Source organism: Streptomyces huasconensis (assembly GCF_021028635.1).
Classification (GTDB): Bacteria; Actinomycetota; Actinomycetes; order Streptomycetales; family Streptomycetaceae; genus Streptomyces; species Streptomyces huasconensis.
Genome location: NZ_CP086119.1, coordinates 7,808,755 through 7,833,461 on the forward strand (window position 1 = coordinate 7,808,755; position 24,707 = coordinate 7,833,461).

At 72.4% G+C, this 24,707-nt stretch carries 20 protein-coding genes and 2 pseudogenes; 15 read left to right on the top strand and 7 right to left on the bottom strand.

What is annotated here, in order from left to right:
* Positions 1-10: 10 nt before the first annotated feature.
* Positions 11-859 (top strand): PaaX family transcriptional regulator C-terminal domain-containing protein, encoded by an 849-nt coding sequence (locus J2N69_RS34680; protein WP_230904999.1) that lies wholly within the window; start codon positions 11-13, stop codon positions 857-859.
* Here J2N69_RS34680 and J2N69_RS34685 read toward each other — a convergent pair.
* Entirely contained in the window at positions 849-2,087 is a 1,239-nt protein-coding gene (locus tag J2N69_RS34685; protein ID WP_230904269.1) for an FAD-dependent oxidoreductase, read from the bottom strand. The two genes, J2N69_RS34680 and J2N69_RS34685, sit on opposite strands and share 11 nt — an antisense overlap.
* Positions 2,088-2,237: 150 nt before the next feature.
* On the opposite strand from J2N69_RS34685, the gene J2N69_RS34690 reads away from it, so the two are divergent.
* Together J2N69_RS34690 and J2N69_RS34695 are read left to right on the top strand one after the other, a co-directional pair.
* Complete coding sequence (locus tag J2N69_RS34690; protein ID WP_230904270.1) at positions 2,238-3,350, top strand: NAD(P)H-dependent flavin oxidoreductase; 1,113 nt, start codon at positions 2,238-2,240, stop codon at positions 3,348-3,350.
* Positions 3,347-4,909 carry an acyl-CoA synthetase gene (locus tag J2N69_RS34695; protein WP_230904271.1) on the top strand — a complete coding sequence of 521 codons (1,563 nt, stop codon included), beginning with the start codon at positions 3,347-3,349 and terminating at the stop codon, positions 4,907-4,909. Before J2N69_RS34690 ends, J2N69_RS34695 begins: the two co-directional genes overlap by 4 nt.
* 43 nt (positions 4,910-4,952) lie before the next feature.
* On the opposite strand, the gene J2N69_RS34700 is transcribed toward J2N69_RS34695, so the two are convergent.
* Entirely contained in the window at positions 4,953-7,364 is a 2,412-nt protein-coding gene (locus tag J2N69_RS34700) for a penicillin acylase family protein (protein ID WP_230904272.1), read from the bottom strand.
* 107 nt (positions 7,365-7,471) lie between these two features.
* Between J2N69_RS34700 and J2N69_RS34705 the strand changes: the two are divergent.
* Positions 7,472-8,973, top strand: a pseudogene (locus J2N69_RS34705) (acyl-CoA synthetase).
* Between the two features lie 15 nt (positions 8,974-8,988).
* Here J2N69_RS34705 and paaK read toward each other — a convergent pair.
* Positions 8,989-10,275: a phenylacetate--CoA ligase PaaK gene (paaK, locus tag J2N69_RS34710; protein WP_230905000.1), complete on the bottom strand. Its 1,287-nt coding sequence runs from the start codon at positions 10,273-10,275 to the stop codon at positions 8,989-8,991.
* A 196-nt stretch (positions 10,276-10,471) separates the two neighbouring features.
* Here paaK and J2N69_RS34715 point away from each other — a divergent pair, with 196 nt between their 5' ends.
* The 3 genes from J2N69_RS34715 to J2N69_RS34725 all read left to right on the top strand — a co-directional run bounded on the left by J2N69_RS34715 (position 10,472) and on the right by J2N69_RS34725 (position 13,320).
* Complete coding sequence (locus J2N69_RS34715; protein WP_230904273.1) at positions 10,472-11,317, top strand: alpha/beta fold hydrolase; 846 nt, start codon at positions 10,472-10,474, stop codon at positions 11,315-11,317.
* Between the two features lie 176 nt (positions 11,318-11,493).
* The gene (locus J2N69_RS34720; RefSeq protein WP_230904274.1) at positions 11,494-12,468 is read left to right on the top strand and encodes a TIGR01777 family oxidoreductase; all 975 of its coding nucleotides are present in this window, start codon (positions 11,494-11,496) and stop codon (positions 12,466-12,468) included.
* 66 nt (positions 12,469-12,534) lie between these two features.
* Complete coding sequence (locus J2N69_RS34725) at positions 12,535-13,320, top strand: phosphotransferase enzyme family protein (RefSeq protein ID WP_230904275.1); 786 nt, start codon at positions 12,535-12,537, stop codon at positions 13,318-13,320.
* 31 nt (positions 13,321-13,351) lie between these two features.
* Here J2N69_RS34725 and J2N69_RS34730 read toward each other — a convergent pair whose 3' ends face one another.
* Positions 13,352-13,912 (bottom strand): VOC family protein, encoded by a 561-nt coding sequence (locus tag J2N69_RS34730; protein WP_230904276.1) that lies wholly within the window; start codon positions 13,910-13,912, stop codon positions 13,352-13,354.
* A gap of 55 nt (positions 13,913-13,967) precedes the next feature.
* Between J2N69_RS34730 and J2N69_RS34735 the strand changes: the two genes are divergently transcribed.
* Positions 13,968-14,585 carry a chorismate mutase gene (locus J2N69_RS34735; protein WP_230904277.1) on the top strand — a complete coding sequence of 206 codons (618 nt, stop codon included), beginning with the start codon at positions 13,968-13,970 and terminating at the stop codon, positions 14,583-14,585.
* Here the strand turns inward: J2N69_RS34735 and yczE are convergent.
* A pseudogene (yczE, locus tag J2N69_RS36770) lies at positions 14,559-15,200 on the bottom strand (membrane protein YczE); the annotation flags it as partial. The gene J2N69_RS34735 and the pseudogene yczE sit on opposite strands and share 27 nt — an antisense overlap.
* A gap of 129 nt (positions 15,201-15,329) precedes the next feature.
* Between yczE and yczR the strand changes: the two are divergent.
* Positions 15,330-16,772: a MocR-like transcription factor YczR gene (gene yczR, locus J2N69_RS34745; protein ID WP_230904278.1), complete on the top strand. Its 1,443-nt coding sequence runs from the start codon at positions 15,330-15,332 to the stop codon at positions 16,770-16,772.
* 34 nt (positions 16,773-16,806) lie between these two features.
* Here yczR and J2N69_RS34750 read toward each other — a convergent pair whose 3' ends face one another.
* On the bottom strand, positions 16,807-18,420 hold the full coding sequence (locus J2N69_RS34750; RefSeq protein WP_230904279.1) for an acyl-CoA synthetase: 1,614 nt from the start codon (positions 18,418-18,420) through the stop codon (positions 16,807-16,809).
* Positions 18,421-18,640: 220 nt separating this feature from the next.
* Between J2N69_RS34750 and J2N69_RS34755 the strand changes: the two genes are divergently transcribed.
* The 6 genes from J2N69_RS34755 (at position 18,641) to J2N69_RS34780 (ending at position 23,694) form a co-directional block, all read left to right on the top strand.
* Positions 18,641-19,450: a crotonase/enoyl-CoA hydratase family protein gene (locus tag J2N69_RS34755; protein WP_230904280.1), complete on the top strand. Its 810-nt coding sequence runs from the start codon at positions 18,641-18,643 to the stop codon at positions 19,448-19,450.
* Positions 19,451-19,627: 177 nt separating this feature from the next.
* Positions 19,628-20,602: a Zn-ribbon domain-containing OB-fold protein gene (locus J2N69_RS34760; RefSeq protein ID WP_230904281.1), complete on the top strand. Its 975-nt coding sequence runs from the start codon at positions 19,628-19,630 to the stop codon at positions 20,600-20,602.
* A gap of 84 nt (positions 20,603-20,686) precedes the next feature.
* The gene (locus J2N69_RS34765; RefSeq protein WP_230905001.1) at positions 20,687-21,742 is read left to right on the top strand and encodes a thiolase domain-containing protein; all 1,056 of its coding nucleotides are present in this window, start codon (positions 20,687-20,689) and stop codon (positions 21,740-21,742) included.
* A complete protein-coding gene (locus J2N69_RS34770) occupies positions 21,739-22,929 on the top strand; it encodes a thiolase domain-containing protein (RefSeq protein ID WP_230904282.1) in 1,191 nt (396 codons plus the stop codon). The genes J2N69_RS34765 and J2N69_RS34770 overlap by 4 nt, the downstream gene beginning before the upstream one ends.
* Before the next feature lie 81 nt (positions 22,930-23,010).
* On the top strand, positions 23,011-23,253 hold the full coding sequence (locus J2N69_RS34775) for a DUF397 domain-containing protein (RefSeq protein WP_127913244.1): 243 nt from the start codon (positions 23,011-23,013) through the stop codon (positions 23,251-23,253).
* Positions 23,254-23,298: 45 nt separating this feature from the next.
* Positions 23,299-23,694 (top strand): GNAT family N-acetyltransferase, encoded by a 396-nt coding sequence (locus J2N69_RS34780; protein WP_230904283.1) that lies wholly within the window; start codon positions 23,299-23,301, stop codon positions 23,692-23,694.
* A gap of 24 nt (positions 23,695-23,718) precedes the next feature.
* Here J2N69_RS34780 and J2N69_RS34785 read toward each other — a convergent pair whose 3' ends face one another.
* A complete protein-coding gene (locus tag J2N69_RS34785; RefSeq protein WP_230905002.1) occupies positions 23,719-24,396 on the bottom strand; it encodes a leucine-rich repeat domain-containing protein in 678 nt (225 codons plus the stop codon).
* Positions 24,397-24,707 lie beyond the last annotated feature (311 nt).

Genomic DNA, 24,707 nt, shown 5'->3' on the forward strand with positions numbered 1-24,707 from the left:
GCCCACGCGCATGCTCGTGCACGCGCTGATCCGCGAGGACGGCACCGTCGCCGCCGATGAGCTGTACACCGTGGCCAACACCCTCGGCATGAGCGACCAACAGGTCAGGCTCTGCGTCAAACGTCTGGTCGCCGAGGGCCGGTTCACGCACGAGGGCCGCGGCCGCAAGGCCGAGCTGCGCGCCACCGAGGACACCGTGCGCGCCCTCGCCCCGAACGCGGACTTCCTGCGGCACGCGTTTCGGCAGGACGCCGGTGAGGCGCCGTGGGACGGCGTCTGGCACCTGGCCGCCTTCGCGGTCCCCGAATCCGCGCGCACCGCACGGGACTCCTTGCGCGAGACGCTCCTCCACCTCGGCGGCTCCCCGCTCCAAGGCGGCCTGTACGTCTGCGCCAACGCCTGGGAGCCGTACGTCGAGGACGCGGCCCGCCGCATGGCCGTGCACGACGCGCTCACCCTCCTCACCACGACGGACCTGCGCAGGGGCGCGACGCGTGATCCCGTCGAACTGGCCCGCGCCCTCTGGCCCCTGCCCGAGATCGCCGACCGCTACCACCGCCTCGCCCGGATCGCCCGCCCGCGCCTGAAGCGGCTCACGGGTTCCGCCGCGCTCGCCCCGGCCGAACTCCTCACCCTCGCCATCGAACTGGCGGCCGAGCTGAGCCGTGCCATGGAACCCGACCCGCTCCTGCCCCCCGAACTGCTGCCCCGCCCCTGGCCCGGCGCGCAGGCCCGGGAGCTGGTCGCCCGCTGCTGGGCCGCCCTGCGCGCCCGGGAGGAGGACGGCGGCTCCCGGCCTGCCGTCTTCCGCCTCTACGCCGACCTCACGCGGGAGGAGGCGGACCGGGTCACCGGCTGAGGCCGCGCCGGGCGAACCGCGGCGCGTGCTCGGGCCGCACGCCCACGCCGCCGAGATAGCCCGCCACCGTCCGCAGCGGGGGTACCCGGCGCAGCATCCGCAGCGGCACGGGGAGCCGGTCGCCGCGCAGTGTTCCCGCCAGGGCGGGCCTCAGCAGCATCTCGTGCTCGGCGAGCTGCTGCTTCTGCGTCACCACGGTCGGCAGCAGGCGCCGCTTCTGGACCCGCGCCAGGTCGCGTACGTCCACGTCGCCCCGCCGCAGCGGCCCGGCCAGGACGCGGGCCGCCGCGACGGCGTCCTGCACGGCGAGGTTGACGCCGACGCCACCGACCGGCGACATGGTGTGCGCGGCGTCGCCGATGCAGAGCAGCCCCCGCGTGTACCAGCGGGGCAGGCGGTCCATGGTGACCTCCAGGAGTTTCACGTCGTCCCAGGAGCCGATCTCCGCGGTCGTCGCGCGGTCCCAGCCGAGCAGCGCGCCGAGGCGGTCGCGGAACCAGTCGATGCCGTGGGCCCGCAGTTCGGCGTCGGCGCCCTTCTCGATGAGGTAGGAGGTCTGGTAGTACTCCCCGCGGTCCATGGTGGCGGCGATCTGGCCGTCGCGTAGGGAGAGGAAGACGCGGCCGCTCTTCGAGGCGTCCGGCGGCGCGGGCACCCTGACCTGCCAGACGTCGATCGGCACGTCGTACGCGGTCGGGGTGAGTCCCGCGGCGGCGCGGACCAGGGAGCGGCGGCCGTCGCACGCCACGGTCAGATCCGCGGTCAGCTCGCCGGACGTGCCGTCGTCGGTCAGGTACCGCACACCCGTGACCCTGCCCGAGGCGTCGGTGAGCAGGCCGGTCGCCGCCGTCCGCATCCGCAGCGTGAAGGACGGCTCGGTGGCGGCCTCGCGCGCCAGCAGATCCAGGAAGTCCCACTGCGGGACCATCGCGATGTACTTGTGCCGGCCGGGGATGTGCCGCAGGTCCCCGGCGACGACGGTGGTGTCGTCGATGCGCATCCGCATCTCCCGCAGCTTCTGCGCGGGGAGGCGGGCGAAGCGCTCGCCGAGGCCGAGTTCGTCGAGCAGGCGCAGAGTCGACGGATGCACGGTGTCGCCGCGGAAGTCGCGCAGGAAGTCGCCGTGCTTCTCCAGGACCGTCACTTCGACGCCGGCCCGGGCCAGCAGCAGTCCGAGCATCAGGCCGGCCGGGCCGCCGCCCACCACACAGCATGTCGTGCGTTCCATGTCGCAGTCCTCCCTCAGTAGACGAGCAGCCCCCACACTAACCGCTCGGTGGGAAGTCTGACCGATCGGTCAGAGATGCGCAGGGCAATTTATCTGACGAGGCATCAGAAATCTCTTCCCTCGTCCGGACCGCTGCGGCATCCTGCGCCCATGCAGACGGAGTTGAGCAGGAGACTGGGAGTCGAGCACGCCATCTTCGGTTTCACGCCCTTTCCCGCGGTGGCCGCCGCCATCAGCAGGGCGGGCGGGTTCGGGGTGCTCGGCGCGGTCCGCTACACGGCGCCGGACGAACTGGCCAGGGACCTCGACTGGATGCAGGAGCACGTCGACGACCGGCCCTACGGCCTCGACGTCGTCATGCCCGCCAAGAAGGTCGAGGGCGTCACGGAGGCCGACGTCGAGGCGATGATCCCCGAAGGGCACCGGCGGTTCGTCGAGGAGACCCTCGCCGAGCACGGCGTGCCCGAACTCGCCGAGGGCGAGGCGTCCGGCTGGCGCATCACCGGCTGGATGGAGGAGGTCGCCCGCAACCAGCTCGACGTCGCCTTCGACTACCCGATCAGCCTCCTCGCCAACGCGCTCGGCTCACCCCCGCCCGACGTGATCGAGCGCGCCCACACCCAGGGCGTCCTCGTCGCCGCCCTGGCAGGCAGCGCCCGCCACGCCCGCAAACACGCGGACGCCGGCATCGACGTCGTCGTCGCGCAGGGGTACGAGGCGGGCGGCCACACCGGCGAGATCGCCACCATGGTGCTGACCCCCGAGGCCGTCGAGGCGGTCGCGCCGCTGCCGGTCCTCGCCGCCGGGGGCATCGGCAGCGGCGAGCAGATCGCGGCCGCGCTGGCGCTCGGCGCGCAGGGCGTCTGGCTCGGCTCCCTGTGGCTCACCACCACCGAGGCCGACCTGCACTCGCCCGCCCTCACCCGGAAACTGCTGGCCGCGGGCTCCGGGGACACGGTCCGCTCCCGCGCCCTGACCGGCAAACCGGCACGGCAGCTGCGGACGCGGTGGACCGACGCGTGGGACGACCCGCGGGGCCCGGGACCGCTGCCGATGCCGCTCCAGGGGCTCCTGGTCGCCGAGGCGGTGTCCCGTATCCAGAAGTACGAGGTGGGGGAGCTGCTCGGCACCCCGGTCGGACAGATCGTCGGCCGGATGAACAGCGAACGCGGCGTCCAGGCCGTCTTCGACGATCTGACGCGCGGCTTCGAGCGGGCCGTCGACCGAGTCAACCGCATCGCGGGAAGGGGCAGTCAGTCGTGAGCGCATCCGCCGGTACACCTCCCAACGGCTTCTGGGCACAGGCCACCGCCGACCCCGGCCGGACCGTCCTCGTCGCCCCCGACGGCACCGAGTGGACGGCCGGCCGACTGCACGGCGCCGTCAACCAGTTGGTGCACGGACTGCGGGCGGCGGGCCTGGAGCGCGGTGACGCGTTCGCCGTCGTCCTGCCCAACGGCGTGGAGTTCCTCACCGCCTACCTGGCCGCCGCCCAGGCCGGGCTCTACCTCGTCCCCGTCAACCACCACCTGGTCGGCCCCGAGATCGCCTGGATCGTCGCCGACTCCGGAGCCAAGGTGCTCATCGCACACGAGAGGTTCGCCGCCGCGGCCATCACCGCGGCCGACGAGGCGGGCCTGCCGGCGACCCACCGCTACGCCGTCGGCCCCGTGCCCGGCTTCCGCCCCTACCCCCAACTCCTCTACCGGCAACCGGAGTCCGCCCCCGCCGACCGCACCCTCGGCTGGGTCATGAACTACACCTCCGGCACCACGGGCCGACCGCGCGGCATCCGCCGCCCCCTGTCCGGCAAGCTCCCCGAGGAGTCCTACCTCGGCGGCTTCCTCGGCATCTTCGGCATCAAGCCCTTCGACGGCAACGTCCACCTGGTCTGCTCACCGCTCTACCACACCGCCGTGCTCCAGTTCGCGGGCGCCGCCCTGCACATCGGCCACCCGCTGGTCATGATGGACAAGTGGACACCCGAGGAGATGCTCCGCCTCATCGACGCGCACCGGTGCACCCACACCCACATGGTGCCGACCCAGTTCCACCGCCTGCTCGCCCTGCCCGACGCGACGAAGGCCGCGTACGACGTGTCGTCCATGCGGCACGCCATCCACGGCGCCGCGCCCTGCCCCGACCACGTGAAGCGGGCGATGATCGAGTGGTGGGGCGAGTGCGTCGAGGAGTACTACGCGGCCAGTGAGGGCGGCGGCGCCTTCGCCACCGCGCAGGACTGGCTGAAGAAGCCCGGCACGGTCGGAAAGGCCTGGCCCATCAGCGAGTTGGCGGTCTTCGACGACGACGGGAACCGGCTGCCGCCCGGCGAGCTGGGCACCGTCTACATGAAGATGTCCACCGGCGGCTTCTCGTACCACAAGGACGAGACGAAGACGAGGAAGAACCGCATCGGCGACTTCTTCACCGTCGGCGACCTCGGCCTCCTCGACGAGGACGGCTACCTCTTCCTGCGCGACCGCAAGATCGACATGATCATCTCGGGCGGGGTGAACATCTACCCCGCGGAGATCGAATCGGCGCTGCTCACCCACCCGGCGGTCGCCGACGCCGCCGCCTTCGGCATCCCGCACGACGACTGGGGCGAAGAGGTCAAGGCGGTCGTCGAGGCCGCCGAGGGATGGACCGCCGACGACGCGCTCGCCGCCGAGATCCTCACCCACTGCGAGCGGCGGCTCGCCGGATACAAACGGCCCAAGAGCGTCGACTTCATCGCGACGATGCCCCGCGACCCCAACGGCAAGCTCTACAAACGCCGGTTGCGCGACCCCTACTGGAAGGGTCGCGAACGCGCCGTGTGAGCGGGGAGCGGGCCGGGCACCGCGACGTGCCCGGCCCGCGACCTCAGCCGCGCTCGCGCACCCGCACCACCTTCAGCGCGGGATCGCCCTGGATGTCCTTCTCGCAGAAGCGTGACGTCACCCAGCGCTCCTTCGCGTACAGCCGCGTCTGATCGCTGTAATGGGGCGAGTTCGGGTTGGAGGACTGGGAGTACGTCAGCAGCGTCCGCGCCTTCGGGCAGCGGTCCTCGCCCCAGCCGACCGCCTGGATGTGGCTCGAACCGTGTGCGACCTCGGTGTAGCCGGCCTTCGCGTCCCAGGTCGCCTCGATCTTGTTCCAGACGCCGAGGGCTTCCGTGCCGCCGTGGACGGGCAGGCGCTTGCCGTTCCGTACGACGTACTGGTTCTCGCCCAGCGGTGCGTCCAGGGCGATCCCCGCCGCCCTCAGCTCGGCCACCGCGTCGGCCAGCGTGGTCGCGAAGCCCGGCGCCGACGTGTCCAGGGTGTTCGGGGTGCGCACCGGGTCGGCCGCCGAGAACGGCACCTTCCACAGCCGCTCGCTCGGCACGGCCGCCGTCAGCCTGCGCCAGAACCGGTCGAAGAGGAGCGCGCCCCGGCTGCCGGTGTCCATCCGGTGGTCCCAGCGCGCCAGCACCTCGCAGGCCTCGCGCACGTCGACGGCCTTGCCGTCACTGCCGGTCGCGGTGGCGCCGGGCAGTGCCGCGCAGGCCTTCGCCGTGTCGTCCGCCGCGAGATCCGCCGCCGGGACGCGGTTGGCGAACTGCTGACGCTGTAGATCGGCGACCGTCAGACGGCCCTTCTCCGCCATCGCCGCCACATCCTCGACGGCGCCGCGCGTGCGCAGGGAACGCCGCGTGCCGATCGTGCCGAAGATCCGCTCGTAGCCGGTGATCGGCCGGTCGGCGTTGGTCAGCCAGGCGCTGTCGTTGGAGTTCTCCACGTATGGCGCGTCCTTCAGCGTCGGCATCCTCGACGGCCCGAAGATGCCGGGCTGCACCGCGTCCTTGTCGGAGCCGAGCGCGCACGCGCTCCGCGAGCCGTCCAGCACGGCCACGCCCGACGCCGGGTAGGTGACCTTGCCGAGGGCCGTGCCGCACCGCTCGGCGAGGTCGTCCGTGATACGGGGGAGCACCTGTGACTGGGTGAGCAGCGAGTGCCCGTGCCGGTCCGCCGCGACGGTGTTGACCCAGGGCAGCCCCTGCGTGTCGCGCAGCGCCTTGACGATGCCGGCCGTGGAACGGGCCTTGCCGAAGCCGAGGTTGGTGTCGCTGCCGCGCAGGTTCATGGCGTTGGGGTCGTTCAGCGCGTACGCCGTCGTGGCGGACCAGGGCAGGGGCAGCTGCGGGCCGAGGCCGGTGACGACCGGGCCGTAGCGGGTCCACCACTGGGTGCGGGTGACCGGGGCGCCGTCCTTCACCGGCACCGTGACGGTCCGCTTCACCATCTTGTGCGGCTTGCCGTCCACCAGGTAGGTGGTCGGATCGGCCGGGTCCAGCGTGAGCTGGTGCAGGTTCAGGGTGACGCCCGTGGCGACGGTGTGGCTCCACGCGACGTCGCCGTTGAAGCCGATGTTGACCACGCTGGTGCCGAGCAACGAGGCGCCGGAGACGTTCAGTTCACCGGGGATGGTCTGCTGCGACTGCCAGAAGCGGCGTCCGCCCTGCCAGGGGTAGTGCGGGTTGCCGAGCAGCAGCCCCTTGCCGTTCGCGGTGGTCCGGCCGTGGAACGCGACGGCGTTGGACCCCATGTCGGCGTCCTGCGCCGAGAACAGCTCCCGGGCGGCCCGGGCCGCCCGGTGCGGATCGGCCGTACGGCCGCGCTCCTTGCCCGTGGCGCCCGGTGGCCGGGCCCCCGTGATGCCGTCGATGGCGCGTCCCTGCCCGCCGAGCACCTGCACGGCGAAGCCCTGCCGGGCCACGTCCAGGGCGGTGATCGGGCGGACCCAGGCGGCCTTGGCGCAGGCCGGGTCGGTGACGCGGTTCTGCTTCAGCCAGGCGTTGTAACCCGCCGCGAAGCCGCGCATCAGCTCCTTCACCTGGCGGCCGGGTCCTGCCGGGGCGGGCTGCCGCAACAGCTTCTCCACCGTCCCCGCCTCCCGTACACCGCGGAAGTACAGGTCGCTGCCGAGGTTCGTGGACGCCGACGACAGGGCGGAGCCGGGCGCGGCGTCGGGCCCGAAGTACCGCGAGCGTTCACCGCGCACGGTCACATAGCCGTCGGCGAGCGTGCACACCTGGTCGGCGGCCTGCGCCCAACCGGTGCCGAAGCCGAGGTTCGTGTAGTCCTTCGCGAGGATGTGCGGGATGCCGTACTGCGTGTAGCGGACGGTGGCGTGCAGACCGCCGCCCGAGGGGCCGGTGTCGCGCGGCGCGGCCACCGCGCCGGCCGGCAGCAGGGCCGCGGCGGTCAGCAAGGTGACCCCGGCGGCGGCCAGTCGTCTCGTACGGATACGCAAGGTATGCCTCCCAACAGCGTTGAGGGAAGGGGCGGTTGAGCGTACCAAGCGGTATGTGATCTGTGTCGCGTCTTGACCGGGCCGCCCCGGGGACTGAGGATCACGCCATGACGGGTGTACGCGACAGCACGGTCGACGGAGTCCTCAGCCGCAGCGCGCGCCGCACGCCACGGAGCACGGCGCTCCGCTACGGCGAGCGGTCGTGGACGTACGGGAACTCGACGACGCCGTCTCACGCGCGGCCCGGGTGCTGCGCGACCAGGGACTCGCCCCCGGCGACCGGGTCGGCGCCTACGCCCACAACTCCGACGCCTACCTCATCGGCTTCCTCGCCTGCGCCCGGGCGGGCCTGGTCCATGTGCCGGTCAACCAGAACCTGACCGGCGAGGACCTCGCGTACATCCTGCGCCAGTCGGGCAGCTCACTCGTCCTCACCGACCCCGACCTCGCCGCACGCCTGCCCACCGGGGTGGCGGCCCTGCCCCTGCGCGACACGCGCGACGCGCTCCTGGCCCGGCTCGCCACATCAGCGGCGTACGAGGGCGAAGGCCCCCGCGGCGACGGCCTGGCGCAGCTGCTCTACACCTCGGGCACGACCGCGGAGCCCAAGGGCGCGATGATGTCGCATCGGGCCCTCGTCCACGCCTACGCGAGCGCGATCACCGCCCTGGACCTCAAGGAGAGCGACAAGCCCCTGCACTCGCTGCCGCTCTACCACTCGGCGCAGATGCACGTCTTCCTCCTGCCCTACCTGGCGGTCGGCGCCGAGAACACCATCCTCGACGCGCCCGACGCCGAGCGGATCTTCGACCTCGTCGAGGCGGGCCGCGCCGACAGCCTCTTCGCGCCGCCCACCGTCTGGATCGGCCTCTCGCACCACCCCGGCTTCACCACCCGCGACCTGGGCGCGCTCCGCAAGGCGTACTACGGCGCGTCGATCATGCCCGTGCCGGTCCTGGAGCGGTTGCGGTCCCGGCTGCCCGGGCTCGGCTTCTACAACTGCTTCGGGCAGAGCGAGATCGGGCCGCTCGCCACCGTCCTCGGCCCCGACGAGCACGAAGGGCGCCTGGATTCCTGCGGGCGGCCCGTCCTGTTCGTCGAGGCGCGCGTCGTCGACGAACACGGGCGCGAGGTGCCGGACGGCGCCCGCGGCGAAGTCGTGTACCGCTCACCGCAGTTGTGCGACGGCTACTGGGACAAGCCCGAGGAGACCGCGGCGGCCTTCCGTGACGGCTGGTTCCACTCCGGAGACCTCGCCGTGCGCGACGCCGACGGCTACTTCACCGTCGTCGACCGGGTCAAGGACGTCATCAACTCCGGTGGCGTCCTGGTCGCCTCGCGCCAGGTCGAGGACGTGCTGTACGCGCACGAGGGCGTCGCGGAGGCCGCGGTGATCGGACTGCCGGACGACCGGTGGATCGAGGCGGTCACCGCCGTCGTCGTCCGCACGGACGAACAGCTCACCGAGGCCCGGCTCATCGCCCACGCACGCGAGCACCTCGCCCCCTTCAAGGCCCCGAAAAGGGTCCTGTTCGTGGACGAGCTGCCGCGCAACGCGAGCGGCAAGATCCTCAAGAGGGAGCTGCGGGACCGCTTCGGCGAGCCCTGACCACCCGCTCCCTGTTCACGCCGTCCGCAGGTCCACGATCCGCTTGAACTTGCCCACCGAGCGCTCGATCGTCTCCGGGTCCACGATGTCCACGCCCACCGAGACGCCGATGCCGTCCTTCACCGCCGCCGCGATCTCCCGGGCCGCTGCCGCGCGCCGCTCGGGCGGGGTGTCGGCGCGCGCCTCCGCCCGGACGGTGAGGGCGTCCATGCGGCCCTCGCGCGTCAGGCGCAGCTGGAAGTGCGGGGCGAGGCCCGCCGTGCGCAGCACGATCTCCTCGATCTGCGTCGGGAAGAGGTTGACGCCCCGCAGGATCACCATGTCGTCGCTGCGGCCGGTCACCTTCTCCATGCGCCGGAAGGTGCGCGCCGTGCCGGGCAGCAGACGCGTCAAGTCCCGTGTGCGGTAGCGGATCACGGGCATCGCCTCCTTGGTGAGCGAGGTGAACACCAGCTCCCCGCGCTCGCCGTCCGGCAGCACCTCGCCCGTGAGCGGGTCCACGACCTCCGGATAGAAGTGGTCCTCCCAGATGTGCAGCCCGTCCTTGGTCTCCACGCACTCCTGGGCGACACCCGGACCGATCACCTCCGAGAGCCCGTATATGTCCACCGCGTCGATCGCGAAGCGCTCCTCGATCTCGCGCCGCATCTCCTCCGTCCACGGCTCCGCGCCGAAGATGCCGACTCGCAGGGACGTCGTACGCGGATCAACGCCCTGCCGTTCGAACTCCTCCAGGAGCGTGAGCATGTACGACGGGGTCACCATGATGATCTCGGGGCGGAAGTCCTGGATCAGCCGTACCTGCCGCGCCGTCATCCCGCCCGACGCGGGGATCACCGTGCAGCCGAGCCGCTCGGCACCGTAGTGCGCGCCGAGACCACCGGTGAACAGGCCGTATCCGTACGCCACATGGACCTTGTCGCCCGGCCTGCCGCCCGCCGCGCGGATCGAACGCGCCACCACGTCCGCCCACATGGACAGGTCGCGCTCGGTGTAACCGACGACCGTGGGCAGGCCGGTCGTGCCGCTGGAGGCGTGCAGCCGGCGCACCTCGGACTGCTCCACCGCGAACATGCCGAACGGGTAGTTGGCCCGCAGATCGTCCTTGGTGGTGAAGGGGAACCGCGCCAGGTCGGCGAGTGAACGGCAGTCGTCGGGGCGCAGGCCCGCCTTGCCGAACGCCGCCCGGTAGAACGGGACGTTCTCGTACGCGTGCAGCAGGGTGTCCTGGAGGCGTTCCAGCTGGAGCGCCCCGAGTTCGCGGGGGCCGAGCCGTTCCCCCGCGTCCAGCTGTGGCGGCATACGTGTCATGAGGAGTTCTCCCGTCCCGAACGGGCGACCGATCATTCGGTCGTCGATCTTCCGTCGAGGTCAGTAATCCAGCCCCGACGGTGGGCGTCAAGGGACCGCGCGCACCCGCTTCGAGCTGGGCGGGGCCACCCGCGCCGACTCCGTGGCACATTGCCCGGGCCCGACCCGGGATGTGATGATCACGCCCATGCCGGCATTCAGCGCGTACGACGGGACGAAGCTCGCCTACCACGAGAAGGGGGAGGGCGAGCCGCTGCTCTGCGTGCCCGGCGGCCCCATGCGTGCCTCCGCCTACCTCGGTGACCTCGGCGGCCTCACCGCGCACCGCCGCCTGATCCTGCTCGACCTGCGCGGCACCGGCGACTCCGCGGTGCCGGACGACGTGGCGGGCTACCGCTGCGACCGGCTCGTCGACGACATCGAGGCGTTGCGCGAGCACCTGGGGCTCGACCAGGTCGACCTGCTCGGGCACTCGGCGTCCGGCAACCTCGCCACGCTGTACGCGGCCCGCCACCCGAAGCGCGTCCGGACGCTCGTCCTCATCGCCCCGGCCACCCACTCCGTCGGCCTGACCGTGACCGGCGAGGACCACCGCGAGGCGGCGGCGTTGCGGCGGGGCGAGGCCTGGTACCCGGCCGCCGAGGCCGCGCTCAAGGCGATCGAGGCGGGCCGCGACCCCGCGGAGGTGGGCGACGCCCTCGCACCCCTCGCCTACGGACGCTGGGACGCCGGGGCACGGGCGCACCGCGCGGCGAGCGCCACGGAGAAGAACACGCGGGCGGCGGCCGCCTTCTACGCCGAGGGCGCCTTCGACCCGCCCGCGACGCGAGCGGCCCTGGCCGCCGTGGCGGCGCCGGTGCTGGTCCTCGCGGGGGAGTGGGACGGCGGCCCGAACCCCGCGCACGCCGAACAGTTCGCGGGGCTCTTCCCGCGTGGCGTGTGCCAGGTGCAGCCGCGCGGCGGGCACTTCCCGTGGCTGGACGACCCGGAGTGGTTCAGGCGACGGGTGGCGGGGTTCCTGGCGCAGGATTAGGGGCGGCGGCCCCGCCACCGTGATCGCGACGGGCGCGGGCGCGCACACCGCGTCCCGCCGTCCTCGTACGCGCGCGGGTCCTGGCTGCCGGCCGGGCCGGGCTCCGCGTCCGTACGGGCAGGTCGTACGCTCGCCGTACGACGCCGGACTCAGGCGTCGCGGGGAGGGGCTGACCAGTGAAGATCGTGCTGCCGGGAGGGACCGGCCAGGTGGGCGGCGTGCTGCGCCGCGCGCTGACCGCCGCGGGCCATGAGGTCGTGGTGCTGAGCAGACGCCCGGGGCGGGTCGGCGAGGTCCTGTGGGACGGCCGGACGCTCGGCCCTTGGACGGAGGCGATCGACGGCAGCGATGTCGTGATCAATCTCGCGGGACGCAGCGTCAGTTGCCGCTACACCGACGAGAACCTCCGCGCCATGATGGACTCGCGCGTGGACTCCGCCCGCGTCGTGGGCGAGGCGATCGCCGCCGCCCGCAAGCCACCCCGGGTCTGGCTCCAGATGAGCACCGCCACCATCTACGCCCACCGTTACGACGCGCCGAACGACGAGGCCACCGGCGTGATCGGCGGGGACGAGCCCGGCGTCCCCGGCTACTGGGCCTACAGCGTCGAGATCGCGCGGAACTGGGAGCGGGAGCAGGAGCGGGCCGCGACGCCGCGGACGCGCAAGGTGGCCCTGCGCGCCGCGATGGTGATGAGCCCTGACCGCGGCGGCGTCTTCGACTACCTGCGGTGGCTGGCGCGGCTCGGTCTCGGCGGGCCGGTCGCGGGCGGCGCCCAGTACATGTCCTGGATCTCCGACCATGACTTCGTCCGCGCCGTGGAGTTCCTGATCGACAGGGACGACATCAGCGGGCCGGTCAATCTCGCGGCTCCCGGTCCGCTGCCGCAACGGGAGTTCATGCGCGTGCTGCGCCAAGCCTCCGGAATGCCGGTCGGCCTGCCCGCGACGCGGTGGATGGCCGCAGTCGGCGCCTTCGTTCTCCGCTCCGACACCGAACTCCTCCTCAAGAGCCGTCGGGTGGTGCCCGGGCAGCTGCTGGACGCCGGGTTCACCTTCGACCACCGTGCCTGGCCGCAGGCGGCGGCCGACCTCGTACGGCGGAGGCGAAGTGAGCGGTCCCGCTTCCGGCAGGCGGCAGTACATCCCTGACCGCCCCATGAGCGTGCGTATCAGCCGAATCGGGTGCCGCCTGGGCCGCTTCGGCACACTGGCCTGATGCAGCACGACGAGGAACAGCCGTTGGCCGGTGGCAATGTCAACGAGGGCGTCGTCCGGGTGGGCGACACCGTCCGCCGCCCCGCCGGGCCGTGGACCCCTGCGGTCCATGCCCTGCTCACGCACCTGCACGAGGTGGGGTTCCACGCGGCGCCCCGCCCCCTGGGCATCGACGACAAGGGGCGCGAGGTCCTGACCTTCATGCCAGGACACGCGGTCTGGCCCGACCGGTTCTCGCTGCTGGAACCCGCCGGACAACTCGCCCGCGTGGCCCGGCTGATCCGCGACTTCCACGACGCCGTCCAGAACTTCACACCGCCGCCCGACGCGCGCTGGCAGGGGCTCATCCCCGCCGAGGGCGGTGACATCATCGCCCACCATGACCTGGCTCCCTGGAACCTCGTGGCCGGGGCCGAGGATGATCAGTGGGGCTTCATCGACTGGGACGGCGCAGGCCCTGGCTCCCGTCTGTGGGACGTCGCGTACGCGGTGCACGGGTTCGTTCCGCTGTCCGCCGATCCCGCGTGGCAGCGCCCCGACGCGGCCACCCGGCTGCGCGGATTCGTCGATGCGTACGGTCTCGACGAAGCCGGACGCCGTCGGCTCGTCCCGATGCTGGGGCGCCGCACCCGTTCCATGCACGACTTTCTGCGCGACCAGGCCGCCCGTGGCGCACAGCCCTGGGCCAGGCTGTGGGCCGAAGGTCACGGCGAGGTCTGGCGCAGCGATACGGAGTACATCGAGCAACGCGAAGACCAGTGGCTGCGCGCGCTGCTCACGGCCTGAGCCGTGCTCACGCGGTCGCGGGACGGCGCCTTCACGGCTGTCCCGAGGCCAGCAGCTCCGTCAGCCGTTCAAGGTCGCCGCGCACCGAACCCCTCTGCTCTTCCGTGAGCTGGACCGCGGCGGCCGTGTTCAGCATGTGCTCCGCCGTGGCGTCGTCGCCCAGCTGGTGCGCTGCTTCGGCGCGCAGCAGCAGGAGCCGGGCTTCCTGGAACGGTGTCGGGCGTTCGTCCTCCAGGCCGAGTACCCGGTCGATGATCCGCGCGGCACCGCCCGGGTCCTCGCGCGGGTGGGTGAAGATGGCGGCGTAGTGCAAGGCCCGCGCGAACGTCTCCTTCGGGGCGGGCCGGTGGTGCTGGTTCTCGCTGATCTTCTCGGCGACCCGGACGCAGTTGCCGCCCGGATCGCTCATCAGGAACTGCCGCGCGCCGTACGACGTGTCCTTGATGGGCCCGATCCGCGGCAGGCCCCGGCTCGGGATCTTGCCGTAGGCGGCCTTGAGTCCGGTGCGGAACGCGGCGTGCAGGGTGTCCACGTCGTCCGTGGCGACGCAGCAACCCCATAACCAGAAGCAGAGTTCGGCCAGCGACCGCATTGATCAACGGAAACGGTCAGTAATGATCAGTAGTGATCGGCAAGGGGAACGTCTCGTGCAACTCACCTCGGCCGGAGGCCGTGTTCTGACCGCCGTCGTCACGGCCGCCGCCCTGTTCGCCGGGAACGCCGCAGCAGTCGCCGCGCCCGTACGGACGAACGCCGAGACGCCCGCCGCCTCCCACGGGCCGTACGCCCGGCTGCACCCGCTCGCCCACCTGTCCGCGCGGCGCCTGGCCACGGCCGACCTCGTGGCCGCCGCCAAGTACGGCACGGGCGGCCCCATCGACGACCCGGCCCGCGAGAAGCAGGTCCTGGACACGGTGGCCCGGGCGGCGCGGGAGGCCGGCGCCGACCCGCAGGCCGCGGTGCGCATCTTCCGGGACCAGATCGAGGCCAGCAAGGCCGTGCAGCGGGAATTGTTCCGGCGGTGGGACGCCGACCCGTCCTCGGCGCCACGGGAGCGGCCCGACCTCGCCGAGGTGCGCGAGGAGATCAACCGGATCAACGGGGAACTGGTACGGGGCATCGCCGCCTCAGCGGCCGCGCGGACGGCGCCGTACTGCGGGGGAGTCCTGACCGCCGCCACCGCGCATGTCCGGCACACCGACCGCCTCGACGCCCTGCACGCGCGGACCTTGGCGCGGGCGTTGCGGTCCGTCTGCGCCGCCTGAGCCCCGCACGTAGGCGAACCGCGGCATGAAGAACTGCGTGAGGGGGCCCACCGCGAGCGCGTAGAGGACCGTGCCGACGCCGACGGTCCCGCCCAACAGCGACCCCACGACCAGCACCGCGACCTCGATGAGCGTACGGACCCGGCGCAGGGAGAGCCCCGTGGCGGCGGACAGGCCCGTCATCAGGCCGTCCCTGGGGCCGGGGCCGAGGCGCGCGCCGACGTAGACGGCGACGGCCAGCCCGTTCAGGAGCACCCCGACCAGTAGCAGGGCGATCCGGGCGGGCAGACCGAGGCGCTCGGGGAGGAGCGCGAGACCCAGGTCGGCGGAGACGGCCAGCACGGCGATGTTGGCGACGGTGCCGAAGGTCGGCCGTTGCGCCAGCGGAATCCACGCCAGCAGGACGAGCACTCCCACGACAGCGCTGACCGTGCCGAAACTGAGCGACGTGCACCGGCCGAGACCCTCGTACAGGACGCTCCAGGGGTTGACGCCCAGCGCCGCCCGGACCAGGACGGACAGGCTGAAGCCGTAGAGGGCGAGGCCGAGGAAGAGTTGGGGCAGGCGTCTCGTCGGACGCTCGCGCAGGGGGACGTACGTGATGTCCTGCGGCATGGCTGGGTGCCTCCGGGGCCGGGGTGAGGTGAGGGCGGGGCGTGGCAGGCCACATGTGTGTCAGGGCCACCGGCGGCCACTCTGTGGTCTGATTGGCCCGGAAAACACGGCCAATCAGAGGAGAATGGTGTGGTCGACGCTCTGGGTGGCCGGCAACTCGCGGCCCTGCTGCCCGACCCGGCCGGTGCCCGCCCCGCCTACCGCCACCTCGCCCAGGCGATCAGCGCCCTCATCCTGGACGGCCGGATCTCCCTGCACACCAGGCTGCCCGCCGAGCGCGACCTGGCCGCCGCCCTGCGGACCAGCAGGACCACTGTCACAGCCGTCTACGACCTGCTGCGCGAGGGCGGTTACGCGCGCAGCCGCCAGGGAGCCGGGACCTGGACCGCCCTGCCCGAGGGTCGCGCCCCGAACGGAGTGCGGCGCCTGCTCACCGCGGCCGAGGACACCGCGATCGACCTCGCGAGGGCCGCGCCCACGCTCCCGCCGGGCACGCTCGCCGACGTCCTCGCGCGGGTCACCCCGCGGCTCGCCGACCATGAGGGCACCCCGGGCTACCACCCGTACGGCCTGCCCGACCTGCGCGCGGCCATCGCCGAACGCTTCACGCGGCGGGGTCTGCCCACCGTGCCGGAACAGATCCTGGTGACCTCCGGCGCCCAGCACGCCCTCACCCTCGTCGTCGCGCTCCTCTGCCGCCCCGGGGACCGCGTCCTGACCGAGAACCCCTCGTACCCGAACGCCCTGGAAGCCCTGCGGCGCGCCCGGCTGCGTACGGTGGCGGTGCCGGTGTCCGACGACGGCTGGGACGTCGAGGTCGTCGAGTCGGCCTTCCGGCAGCTGCCCCGACTGGCTTACCTGGTGCCCGACTTCCACAATCCGACCGGTCACCTCCTGCCCGAGGGCGAGCGGGCTCGCGTCCTGCGGGCGGCCCGGCGCTCCGGTGCCTGGCTCGTCGTCGACGAGACGCTCGCCGAACTCCCCCTCGATGTCCCCGCGCCCGCGCCGTTCGCCTCCCATGCGGCTCCCGGCGAAGCGGGCCAGGTCGTCACCGTCGGCTCGATGAGCAAGACGCACTGGGCCGGTCTGCGGGTCGGCTGGCTGCGCGCGCCCGCGCGGCTCGTCACCGAACTGGCCGGGCAGCGCGTCGCCACCGACATGGGCGGCTCCGTCCTCGACCAGCTCCTCGCCCTCGACCTCCTCGACCGGGCCGACGAGCTGACGGCGGACCGGCTGGAGAGGCTGCGCGGTCAGCGGGACGCACTGGCCGCCGCCCTGGCCGCGAAGCTGCCGCGCTGGACCTGGCAACTCCCGCCCGGCGGGCTGTCGTTCTGGGTCGACCTCGGGGAGCCGGTCGCCGCCGCGCTGGCGGAACGGGCGCTCCACCACGGGGTGCGGATCGAGGGCGGGGGCCACTTCGCCACCGAACCGGGCCTCTTCGAGCAGCGGCTCCGCATCCCGTACACCCTGCCCGGCGACACCCTGCGCGAGGCCGTGAGCCGGCTGGCGGCCACGCTCGCCGCAGGGCTCCCGACGGTGGCCGCGGCCCGGCGGCCGCACTGGGTGGCCTGAACGCCGCGCCCTGCCCTCTGGCTTCCGGCCGCTGCTACCCGTCGGCCGCGACCGCCTTCGCCCACCGGTAGTCCGCCTTGCCGCTCGGCGAGCGCTGGATGTGGTCGGTGAAGACCACCGCGCGCGGGATCTTGTAACCTGCGAGCAGCGCACGGCAGTGGGACTGGACGCTCTCCAGATCCAACGGGGGTGCGTCGGCGCGGAGTTGGACGACCGCCGTGACCCGTGAGCCCCACCGGTCGTCGGGCACCCCGGCGACCAGCGCGTCGTACACGTCCGGATGGGACTTGAGGGCCTGCTCGACCTCCTCCGGATACACCTTCTCGCCACCGGTGTTGATGCACTGCGAGCCGCGGCCGAGGACGGTGACGACGCCCTCCTCGTCGACGGTCGCCATGTCACCGAGCAGCACCCAGCGTTCGCCGCCCTTCTGGAAGAAGGTCTCGGCGGTTTTCGCGGGGTCGTTGTAGTAGCCGAGGGGCACGTGGCCGCGCTGGGCGAGGCGGCCCGGCTCGCCCACCGGGACCGGTTCGTGGGTGGCCGGGTCCACCACCCGCGTACGCGCGTTGACCTCCAGGCGGAAGCCCTTCTCCGGGCCCGAGTCGTCCGTGGCCCTGCCGTTGGAGCCGGACTCGGAGGAACCGAAGTTGTTGAGGAGCAGTGCGTTCGGCACCAGTTCCCGGAACTGGGCACGCACCGTCTCCGACATGATCGCGCCGGATGAGGAGACGCTGAACAGGGAGGACAGATCGGTCCCCCGGAGCGGTCCGCGCAGCGCGTCGATGAGCGGCCTGAGCATCGCGTCGCCCACCAGCGACACGCTCGACACCCTCTCCCGCTCGATGGTGCGGAGCACCTCCTCGGGCACGTACTTGCGGTGCAGGGCCACGCGCTGGCCGTAGTTGAAGGCGATGAACGACGTCAGCGTCGACGTGCCGTGCATCAACGGCGGAGCCGGGAAGAAGGTGAGGCCGGGGGCGCCCGCCGCCACGCGCTCTGCCAGCTCCTCGGGGCGCTTCACCGGCTCGCCCGCCGGTTCGCCGCCGAAGAGCCCCGCGAAGAACAGGTCCTCCTGGCGCCACATCACGCCCTTCGGCATGCCCGTCGTGCCGCCGGTGTAGATGATGAACAGGTCGTCGGCCGAGCGCGGCCCGAAGCCGCGCTCCGGGGAGCCCGCTGCCTCCGCCTCCTCGAAGGGCACGGCGTCGAGCTCCGGGGCGCCCGTCGGCGGCGCCCCCACCCGGATCAGGTGCCGCAGCCGTTCCGCACGGGGCAGCGCCGCCGCGACGCGCTCGGTGAACTCGGCGTCGAAGACCAGCGCCGCGAGATCCGCGTCGCGGTAGAGGTAGGCCAACTCCTCCTCGACGTAACGGTAGTTGACGTTGACCGGGACCAGGCGCGCCTTGAGGCAGGCGAGGACCGTCTGGAGGTACTCGACGCCGTTGTACAGGTGCAGGCCCAGGTGCTCGCCGGGTCGGAGGCCGCCGCCGATCAGGTGGTGCGCGATGCGGTTGGCGGACGCGTCCAGCTCGGCGTAGGTCAGCCGGCGCACCGCGCCCGTGCCGGGGTGGTCGATGTAGACGAGCGCCTCGCGGCCCGGGACCACGTCGACGACCGACTCGAAAAGGTCGGCAAGGTTGTACTCCACCGCACTCCTCCTGCCCCCGGGGTCCCCGGCGACGTCGCGCACGACGTCCGGCTTGGCGGTCATCAGAGCAGAGGCACTGGCAAGTGGGAAGGGTCGCCGCAAAGGAAACTGACTGAGTGTCAGAAAACTATTGAACTGGCTCCCCGCCTACTGCAACCTGTTCCAGGTCCGGAGCGACAGGCCGGCCGTTCGGCGGCCGTCGAGGGAGGGAGCACGACACATGGACGTCGCGGACGGGACGGAACACCTCTCCGTGCGGCGCGCGGGCGCCACACTGGTCCTCACGCTCAACAGGCCCGAAGCGAAGAACGCCCTCTCGCTGCCCATGCTCGTCGGCCTCCACGACGGGTGGCTGGCCGCCGACGAGGACGACGGCATCCGTTCGATCGTGCTGACGGGCGCGGGCGGCGAGTTCTGCGCGGGCATGGACCTCAAGGCCCTCGCGGGCGAGGGGATGGCGGGCGAGCGGTACCGGGACCGGCTGCGGTCCGACCCCGACCTGCACTGGAAGGCGATGCTGCGCCACCACCGCCCCCGCAAACCGGTCATCGCCGCCGTCGAGGGGTACTGCGTGGCCGGCGGCACGGAGATCCTTCAGGGCACCGACATCCGGGTCGCGGGCGAGTCGGCGACGTTCGGCCTCTTCGAGGTCCGGCGAGGACTGTTTCCCATCGGCGGGTCGACCGTGCGGCTGCCGCGGCAGATCCCTCGTACGCACGCCCTCGAAATGCTGCTCACCGGACGCCCCTACACAGCCGCCGAGGCCGCGGCGATCGGTCTCATCGGCCATGTCGTGCCGGACGGCACCGCCCTGGAGAAGGCCCTCGCCATCGCGGAACAGATCAACGCGTGCGGGCCGCTGGCGGTGGAGGCGGTCAAGGCGTCCGTGTACGAGACCGCCGAGATGACCGAGGCGGACGGGCTGGCGGCCGAGTTGAAGCGGGGGTGGCCGGTCTTCGACACGGCCGACGCGAAGGAGGGGGCCAGGGCGTTCGCGGAGAAGCGGGAGGCGGTGTTCCGGCGGGCCTAGGGGCGGGCCTAGGGGTGGGCCTAGGGGTGGGTCGTTGCTTCTTGTGGGTGCGGGTCGGCTGTGGCTGGTCGCGCGGTTCCCCGCGCCCCTGAGGCGGGGGTGGCTGGTCGCGCGGTTCCCCACGCCCCGGGGGAAGCCTTGCGTTCTTTCGGTTCTGGATGAGAAGGAGTTCTGTCGATGGCATCCGTTCCCGCCCCGGAGGTGCTGCGCGCGCCTCTGGTCGTCGAGTTTCCCTTCACCCGTTCCCTCGGGCCCGTGCAGAGCGCCTTCCTCACCGGACTGCGTGAACGCACCGTCCTCGGCGTGCGGACCGGCGACGGCCGGACGCTCGTGCCGCCCGTCGAGTACGACCCCGTGACCGCCGAGGAGCTGCGTGACCTCGTCGAGGTCGCCGCCACCGGAACCGTCACCACCTGGGCCTGGAACCACGAGCCGCGCCGCGGCCAGCCCCTCGGCACCCCCTTCGCCTGGGTCCTGGTCACGCTGGACGGCGCCGACACCGCGCTGCTCCACGCCCTCGACGTACCCGGCCCCGAGTCCGTGCGCACCGGCATGCGCGTCCGGGTCCGCTGGGCCGCCGAGCGCGTCGGCGCCATCACGGACATCGCCTGCTTCGAGCCGTACGACGGGACGCGCGTCGCGCACGGCGGGCCCCAGGCGCACGCGGGCGACTTCGACGAGCCCGTCACCGGCATCGTCGCGGCCGCGCGGCTCGACTACACCTACTCGCCCGGCCGCGCCCAGTCCGCCTACCTCCACGCCCTCACCGACCGGAAGACCGTCGGCGAACGCTGCCCGGCCTGCCGCAAGGTGTACGTCCCGCCCCGGGGCGCCTGCCCCACCTGCGGTGTCGCCACGCAGGAGCGGGTGGAGGTCGGACCGCGCGGCACCGTCACGACGTACTGCATCGTCAACATCAAGGCCAAGAACGCAATGAATGACGCCATCGAAGTCCCGTACGTCTACGCGCACATCGCCCTCGACGGCGCCGACCTCGCGCTGCACGCGCGCATCGCCGGGATTCCCTACGACGAGGTGCGGATGGGCCTGCGCGTCGAACCCGTCTGGACCGAAGGCGGGCGCTACCCCGACCACTACCGGCCCACGGGCGAGCCCGACGCCGACTACGACACGTACAAGGAGCTGGTCTAGATGGCGCCCCGCAAGCCGTCCGCGCAGCCGTCCGCACGGACGCCCGTCCAGTCGTCCGCGCGGCCGTCCGCGCGACTGCCCGTGATGCGGCCCGTCCGTGACGTCGCCGTCGTGGCCTTCGGGCAGACCGACCACCTGCGCTCCACCGACGAGATCTCCGAAGTGGAGATGCTCATGCCCGTCCTGCACGAAGTCCTCGCCGCCACCGGCCTGAAGACCAGCGACATCGGCTTCACCTGCTCCGGCTCCTCGGACTACCTCGCGGGCCGCGCCTTCTCCTTCACCATGGCGCTCGACGGGGTGGGCGCCTGGCCGCCGATCTCCGAGTCGCACGTCGAGATGGACGGCGCCTGGGCGCTCTACGAGGCGTGGACCAAGCTCCAGACCGGCGAGGCCGACACCGCGCTCGTCTACTCCTACGGCAAGACCTCACCCGGCTCCGTGCGCGACGTCCTGACCCGCCAGCTCGACCCGTACTACGTCGCCCCCCTGTGGCCCGACTCCGTGGCGCTCGCCGCGCTCCAGGCGCAGGCGCTCATCGACGCGGGAGCGGCCGACGAGCCCGCGCTGGCCGGGATAGCCCACCGCAGCCGCACCGACGCCACCGCCAACCCCCATGCCCAGCTGCGTGGTTCGCTCCCGCAGGGCGAGTACGTCGTACGTCCGCTGCGCACCGGCGACTGCCCGCCGGTCGGTGACGGGGCCGCCGCCGTGATCCTCGCCGCCGGGGAACGCGCCCGTGCCCTGTGCGAGCGGCCCGCGTGGCTCCGCGGCATCGACCACCGCATCGAGGCGCACAGCCTCGGCGTACGCGACCTCACCGACTCGCCGTCCACCCGCCTGGCAGCCGAGCGCGCGGGAGTCTTCGAACGCCCGGTGTACACCGCGGAGTTGCACGCCCCCTTCACCTCCCAGGAAATCATCCTGCGCAAAGCCCTGAGCCTCGGCGACGACGTCGCGGTCAACCCCTCCGGGGGCGCGCTCGCCGCCAACCCGGTGATGGCCGCCGGGCTCATCCGGATCGGCGAGGCCGCCGCCCGCATCCACCGGGGCGCCTCCGACCGCGCCGTCGCCCACGCCACTTCGGGCCCCTGCCTCCAGCAGAACCTGGTCGCCGTTTTGGAAGGAGACGCCCGATGAGCAACACGCGGAGCGACGCGGCGGGCAAAGAGCCCGTGGCCGTGATCGGGATCGGACAGACCAAGCACGTGGCCGCCCGGCGCGACGTGTCGATCGCGGGACTGGTACGGGAAGCAGCTCAACGGGCGCTCGGTGATGCGGAGTTGAACTGGGCCGACATCGACGCCGTCGTCATCGGCAAGGCTCCCGACTTCTTCGAGGGCGTCATGATGCCCGAGCTGTACCTCGCCGACGCCCTCGGCGCCGTCGGCAAACCCATGCTCCGCGTCCACACGGCGGGCTCCGTCGGCGGCTCCACGGCCCTCGTCGCCGCGAACCTCGTCGCGGGCCGCGTCCACGGCACCGTCCTCACCCTCGCCTTCGAAAAACAGTCGGAATCCAACGCGATGTGGGGCCTGTCGCTGCCCATCCCCTTCCAGCAACCGCTGCTCGCCGGGGCGGGCGGCTTCTTCGCCCCGCACGTACGGGCGTACATGCGACGCACCGGCGCCCCCGACACGGTCGGCTCCCTCGTCGCGTACAAGGACCGCCGCAACGCCCTGAAGAACCCCTACGCGCACCTCCACGAGCACGACATCACCCTGGAGAAGGTCCAGGCCTCACCGATGCTCTGGGACCCCATCCGCTACTCGGAGACCTGCCCGTCCTCCGACGGCGCCTGCGCGATGGTCCTCACCGACCGCGCGGGCGCCGCCCGTTCGCCCCGGCCGCCCGCCTGGCTGCACGGCGGCGCGATGCGCAGCGAGCCGACGCTCTTCGCGGGCAAGGACTTCGTCTCCCCGCAGGCCGGCAAGGACTGCGCGGCCGACGTGTACCGACAGGCGGGCATCGCCGAGCCGCGCCGCGAGATCGACGCCGTCGAGATGTACGTGCCGTTCTCCTGGTACGAGCCGATGTGGCTGGAGAACCTCGGCTTCGCGGCGGAGGGCGAGGGCTGGAAGCTCACCGAGTCCGGCGTGACGGAACTCGACGGCGACCTCCCGGTGAACATGTCCGGCGGCGTCCTGTCGACCAACCCCATTGGCGCCTCCGGCATGATCCGCTTCGCCGAGGCGGCACTCCAGGTGCGCGGACAGGCGGGGGAGCACCAGGTAGAGGGGGCGCGCAAGGCGCTGGGGCACGCCTACGGAGGCGGCGCGCAGTTCTTCGCCATGTGGCTCGTCGGAGCCGAACCGCCCACCGCCTGACCGTACTTCCGTCGCGGCCTGTCCGGCGCCGGGGGCGAAAGCTAGGCTGGCGCCGGACGACGCATCGGGAGGAGCACGGACGTGGCCGACAGCACCATTCAGCAGCATCCACTCGCGGGCTGGAACAAGCCGGAGCTCGACCTCAGCACGGCCGACTGGCGATCGAGCAGCGAAGGGCGAGGAGACGTGCAGATCGCCTTCGTCGAAGGCTTCGTCGCGATGCGCAACGCGGGCCGTCCCGAGAGCCCGTCCCTGATCTTCACCCCCGCGGAGTGGGGAGCCTTCGTCCACGGCGCCCGCGAAGGCGAGTTCGACCTGACCTGACCCTCATCCCCTGATCTTTTGACCCCCGGCCCCTACGATGCCGTCGTGACGATCACGTATGAGTGGCGGGGCGACTTCGATGACGGGGCGGTCAATGCTCTCCACGCCGAGAGCTTCGACCACCCACCCCTTCTGATCGACTGGCGTGCGCAGACCCGCCGGCACAGTCTGGGCTGGGTCTGCGCTCGGCAGGACCGCAGGCTCGTCGGCTTCGTGAACGTCGCCTGGGACGGTGGCGTCCACGCCTTCATTCTGGACACCATGGTGACCGGAGGCCTCCGCAGGGCCGGGGTGGGGACCGAACTCGTGGCCACGGCCGCCCGAGGTGCCCGCGCTGCGGGATGTGAATGGCTGCACGTCGATTTCGATGATCACCTGCAGGCGTTCTACTTCGAAGCCTGCGGATTCAAGCGGACCGACGCGGGACTTCTCGCCCTCTGACCGTGGCCGGCAGCCCCGGGCGCGCTAGCGGAGGACGACACAGCCCTGGTTTTCCAGGGCCCGCAGGAGATCGTCGGGGACGTGCGTATAGTTCCAGCGCAGGTCCAGTTTCTCCAGCGCGGGCAACTCGGCCAGCCACGCGGGGAGTTGACGTACCCGGTTGCCGCGCAGGTCGACGCGGCGCAGGGACGGCAGGCCGCGCAGGGCCTCGGGGACGGCCGTGAAGGCGTTCTCCCTGAGCTCGATCTCGCGCAGGGCGGTCAGCGCCGCCACGCCCGCGGGCAGCTCGCTGAGGCGGTTGCCGCGCAGCCACAGTTCGCGGAGCGCGGCGAGGGAGCCGATCGTCTCGGGCAGCCGGGTGAGCCGGTTGTGCTGGGCACGCAGTTCGACGAGGCCGGACATCGCGCCGAGGGTGCCGGGCAGCGCCGTCAGACGGTTCTCGCCGACGTTGAGGTAGCCGAGCCGGGTGAGGCGGCCGAGGGAGGCGGGCAGCTCGGTGAGTGCGTTGTCGTGGAGGTAGAGGAAGCGGCTCAGCGCCGTGAGGTCGCCCAGTTCCTCGGGGACCGCGCGCAGCCGGTTGTGACCGAGGTCGAGGGTGTGCAGGGCCGTGAGGGTGCCGATGCGGGCGGGGAGGTGCGTGAGCGCGTTGTCGGGCAGGAGCAGCACCTCGAGGCGCGGCTGCCGCCAGACCTCGTCCGGCACCTGGCTGAGACCGCCGTGCCAGTAGTTGAGGACGGTGGTGCGGTGATCGGGGGCGGTGGTGTCGCCGTGTGCCCCACCTGTGTCGCCGCTGTCCGTCGCGGTGTGGTCACCGGACGCGGAGGCCTCACCCGCACTGCCCCCCGTACTGCCTCCTGTGCCGCCGCCCGCTCCGGCTCCCGCGCCCTCACCCCTCGTACCGCCACTCTCCCCGCCCACCGCCACGTCCTCGCCCGCCACGCCCGGCCCCTTTCCGCCGGCGCCCCGGCTCCTGATCGGCGACCGCGACCCTACCCGGCCGCCGATGACAGGCC

Bases quoted from the DNA above. Each gene is read 5' to 3' on its own strand.
- J2N69_RS34760 (WP_230904281.1), top strand. From the start codon at position 19,628: ATGGCATCCGTTCCCGCCCCGGAGGTGCTGCGCGCGCCTCTGGTCGTC.
- J2N69_RS34755 (WP_230904280.1), top strand. From the start codon at position 18,641: ATGGACGTCGCGGACGGGACGGAACACCTCTCCGTGCGGCGCGCGGGC.
- J2N69_RS34725 (WP_230904275.1), top strand. From the start codon at position 12,535: ATGCAGCACGACGAGGAACAGCCGTTGGCCGGTGGCAATGTCAACGAG.
- J2N69_RS34690 (WP_230904270.1), top strand. From the start codon at position 2,238: ATGCAGACGGAGTTGAGCAGGAGACTGGGAGTCGAGCACGCCATCTTC.
- J2N69_RS34765 (WP_230905001.1), top strand. From the start codon at position 20,687: ATGCGGCCCGTCCGTGACGTCGCCGTCGTGGCCTTCGGGCAGACCGAC.
- paaK (WP_230905000.1), bottom strand. From the start codon at position 10,275: ATGCCGCCACAGCTGGACGCGGGGGAACGGCTCGGCCCCCGCGAACTC.
- J2N69_RS34685 (WP_230904269.1), bottom strand. From the start codon at position 2,087: ATGGAACGCACGACATGCTGTGTGGTGGGCGGCGGCCCGGCCGGCCTG.
- J2N69_RS34715 (WP_230904273.1), top strand. From the start codon at position 10,472: ATGCCGGCATTCAGCGCGTACGACGGGACGAAGCTCGCCTACCACGAG.
- J2N69_RS34730 (WP_230904276.1), bottom strand. From the start codon at position 13,912: ATGCGGTCGCTGGCCGAACTCTGCTTCTGGTTATGGGGTTGCTGCGTC.
- J2N69_RS34680 (WP_230904999.1), top strand. From the start codon at position 11: ATGCTCGTGCACGCGCTGATCCGCGAGGACGGCACCGTCGCCGCCGAT.
- J2N69_RS34770 (WP_230904282.1), top strand. From the start codon at position 21,739: ATGAGCAACACGCGGAGCGACGCGGCGGGCAAAGAGCCCGTGGCCGTG.